2 protein-coding genes are annotated in these 3,658 nt (G+C 60.3%); one reads left to right on the top strand and one right to left on the bottom strand.

The features are described from left to right. Positions 1–210 precede the first annotated feature (210 nt). Positions 211–3,126: a Tn3-like element IS1071 family transposase gene (locus tag MRY84_RS17960; protein ID WP_003049965.1), complete on the bottom strand. Its 2,916-nt coding sequence runs from the start codon at positions 3,124–3,126 to the stop codon at positions 211–213. A 104-nt stretch (positions 3,127–3,230) separates the two neighbouring features. Here MRY84_RS17960 and MRY84_RS17955 point away from each other — a divergent pair. Beyond that, positions 3,231–3,658: branched-chain amino acid ABC transporter permease (locus MRY84_RS17955; protein WP_291507064.1), on the top strand; the 428-nt coding region annotated here is incomplete at its 3' end.

Raw genomic sequence — 3,658 nt, 5'->3', positions numbered from 1 at the left:
CCTAGACGCCATCCGACCTGATGTTGTGATAACAGACGTGACGATGCCAGGAATGGACGGCCTGGAGGGGGTCTCCTCGTTTTCAGTGCAATAAGTGACGGTACGAAAAGCTAGCGCTGGCGCGGAGGTGGTGTTGGTAGATCGTTGATTTCATTGACTGTCCTGTTCACTTTCAAATCTGCGATTCGTGGCGTCAAACCGTGGTCGGTTTCATCCATTGGTGCCAGTTATCGATGCATTTGGCCGCGAAGGCAGGATTTGGTCAGCATAGCGGTCAACCGGGAAGCGAAACACACCCCGCAAGTTGATGCTCTCCAGCCTGGTGGGCGCAATCTTCCCGATCAGTTCCGGTGGAATGACCTGGCGGCGGTTCGACCAGCGATCCAGGACCGCCTGCATCTGTGAGGTATTCCACGCCATCACGATGTTGGCCATCAGGCTCAACGCATCGGCCACAGCCTGCATTTCATCGACACGTTTGGCCTGCGCCGGGCTGATCCGGCCGGTATAAATGGCGCGCTTGAGGGCGTTAACAGCCTCGCCCCGATTGAGCACCCGGCGCAACTCGTTCCTGAAAGCGTCCTTGACAAAGTAGTCAGCCAAAAACGCCGTACGCAGCAACCGCCCCAATTGCACGCCAGCCTCATAGATTGGATCGCCCTGGGCGGCAGAACCGAACCGCGCAAGAGCTGCCACCGCACTGGCATGTCCGCTCATGACCGAGGCTGCCAGGTGCACCAGACTATCCCAATGCTTTTCGATCAAAGCGACGTCGACATTGGCTTCGCACACCGCAGCGATTTCTGCGGGCACTTTGGTGCCGCGTGGCACAAAGAGGTGGCGCTGTTTGAGTTCCTTCAACCGCGGGCAAAGATCAAAACCAAGCAAACGGGCATGTGACATGGCAAAGTCGGTGTAGCCATGGGTATCCACAGCAAGCTGGCTGGTCTCCAGCTTTTCTTGGCGGATGACACCTTCAATGGCCACGCCCGCCTGGCGCTCATTGAGCACAAAGGGCTGCGCATGGAAGATGCCCCACCGGTCTTTTACATGGGAGTAGATTCCAATGGAAGGTGTGTTGCGCCGAGGATCAAGCCGGGCTTGCCACACCCGTTTGGTGGTCTCCATGCTCATCATGTCAGAAGATGCCAAATCGGACCGCCCCCAGGTGGCGGCAATCGGGTGTCGCTGCATGAATTCCAGCACAGCCTGGCAGGCCTGGCTCAGACGCCGTTCGTCCCGCGCCCAGCGCATGGCCTGGCGAATGCTGGTGGCAGACAATTGCGGAATCATGCGCGCGCATTCGACCGCAGTCAGACTGGTGCCGTGGGCCATGATGCCGGCATAGACCATCAGCAGCTCGTCGGTAGAGCGCGGCTCACGTCCGAGCATGATCCAGCTAAAGCGCACCTGGGCGTCAACGGCCAGAATCACTTCCGGCAATTGAACCTCACCGATGCGGTGATCCAAAGCCGCGCGCAGCTTGGTCACTTCTGGGTCTTCGTCCTCTGCGGGCAATGGCGACAAATGGAGTTCATCATCCACGCGCAGTACGCCACTGCGGGCTGCAGCGGCCACCGCATCGACACCGGCAGTTACTCTGGCCAGCAAAGGCTTCAAGAAAGTGGCAGCCTTGCTGGGTAACGATAGACGGGCATAGTGTTTCTTGGACTCTGCCTGCCAACGCTCGTCCGTGAAGAACAAGCGCGCACGACCCCGAAAGCTCAGGCTGTGCTCAATCCAGACCGAGCCATTGCGCACCGCGCGGCGCAGGGCAAACAGGGTGGCCACCTCCAACGCCTGAAACGCCCGTTCCCGGTCTGGGCTGGAGATCGAAACCTGCCAGATCATTCCCAGACTTGGTGCCACCACTTCAACTGGCAGCTTTCTGGATCCTTTGAGATATAAAGCTTGCAGCTTGGCAAGGTACTCGATGGCAGGATGCTCGCCGGTGGCCTGCCAGGGCAGCTTTGCAATGGCGACGAGCAACGACCGCACGGGGCGAATTCCATCAATCAATCCCTCGCGGACCAGGGAGGCCCTGCTCGGTGGTTTGCGTTTCTGGGTTTCGGTGATCAAGGCTTCAAGACGGGCACGCAACTCAGCATCTGGCACCGCACCTTGCGCGCTCAAGGCAACAAGTTCGCCGAGCAGCGTTTTGTACATTGCGGCCCAATTGACGGTAGCGGGGACATCGGCGGCAGCCTGACGCCACAGATCGGCGATCCGGCGCTGCACCATAAGGATCAACTGGTCTGTGGTGGTGAACAGGCAATACCGAAGAAAGCATGCGACCTCCACGGTGCGCGCTGGCTCTTTGATCTTGGCTCCGGCTGAGGGCGGCCTGGAGACAAGTCGGCGCGCGTAGCGGCGCAAGATGAGATCGGGGATGTCTGCCAGGTGCTTATGAACGTCCAGCGTGTAAAGCAGGTCGATGCGCTCCAGTACCTCGCTGATTTGGCGGGTTGAGTGTTTCGCCGGTGCAGCCCATAGCCAACTCTGCTGGGTTTGTCCATCTGGGCGCAGCTCTGAAACTGAGGCTCGCCAGCGATCAAGTGTTGCTGGATCAACGCTGGCGGCGATGGCGGTGCCTGTTTCAACTTCAAGCTGGGCAAGTGCCGCCGCAATCAGTGTCCGAATTGCCCGCTCGTGCACGATCACCAGCTTGTTCTTGTACAGCCATTGACGCGCCCGCACGAGTAGCTGATCGCGGTCGGCGCAGCGCGCCACTTCGTCGCGCAGTTCACGTACCAGTGAGCGGCGCTGGTGCTCGCTCATCCACTGGAATCCAAGGACCGTGCAGGCTACTTGTTGGTGATCGAATAGCGTGCGCCCGCGTTCATACATGGCTCTCAGCGAGGCGACTTCTGGTGCTGCAATGCCAAGCTCGTTGCCAAGGTGGCGCCACAAGGCTACTGGAATTACCCGAAAGGCACCGAGCAAACGCCCACTCATGCGCAGGAAACCAATATGGAGCGCCAGACCAAGCTTGTGGGAATCACCTCGGCGTGCATTGATTGCGTCGCGCTCGGCACCATCGAAGGTGAAAAATGCCTTCATCTCGAAGTCGCTGATATCGCGGGGGAGCCCACGCATCCCCAAAAACGTTGTGTGCCAACCCTGCATCGTGAACCTCAAAAGTGGGAGGCCACCATACCCGTTTACAAAGCGAACAGGAAAGTCAATGAAATCAACGGTCTACCCAGACCACCCCCGCGCCAGTGCTAGCTTTGCGTACCGTCACTTATTGCACTGAAAACGAGGAGACCCCGATCACCGGGTCGAGCGTGTTCTCCGGGGGGCTGGACCTGGGCAGCCGGCCCGTCCTGTACTTCGCCTCCCTGGGCGCCCTGGCGCTCGCCTCGCTCGGGTTCGTGCGCATCAAGGGTTCGCGCTTCGGCTTGGTCCTGGCGGCCGCGAACCAGAGCGAGCAGCGCGTGGAGGCGTCGGGCTTCAGTGTCGATCGCTACCGGCTGGCGGCTTTCGTGCTCGCCGCGGCGGTCTGCGGCTTGGCCGGGTTCCTGAACGCCAACCTCACCAGCTTCGTGACGCCCGACCTCACGAGCTGGAAGCTGTCCGCGGCGCTCATGTTCATGGTCGTGCTCGGCGGCAGCGGGACGGCCTGCGGCCCGGTCCTGGGGGCGGCCGCGTTCGTGCT

This window comes from Acidovorax sp. (genome assembly GCF_022763525.1).
In the GTDB taxonomy this organism is placed as follows: Bacteria; Pseudomonadota; Gammaproteobacteria; order Burkholderiales; family Burkholderiaceae_C; genus Acidovorax.
The sequence above is the reverse complement of the archived record's forward strand: the minus strand, read 5'-3'. Positions and strand labels throughout refer to the sequence as shown.

What these genes read in the sequence shown, in the direction of transcription:
- MRY84_RS17960 (WP_003049965.1), bottom strand. Translation starts at nt 3,126, where the DNA reads ATGCAGGGTTGGCACACAACGTTTTTGGGGATGCGTGGGCTCCCCCGC.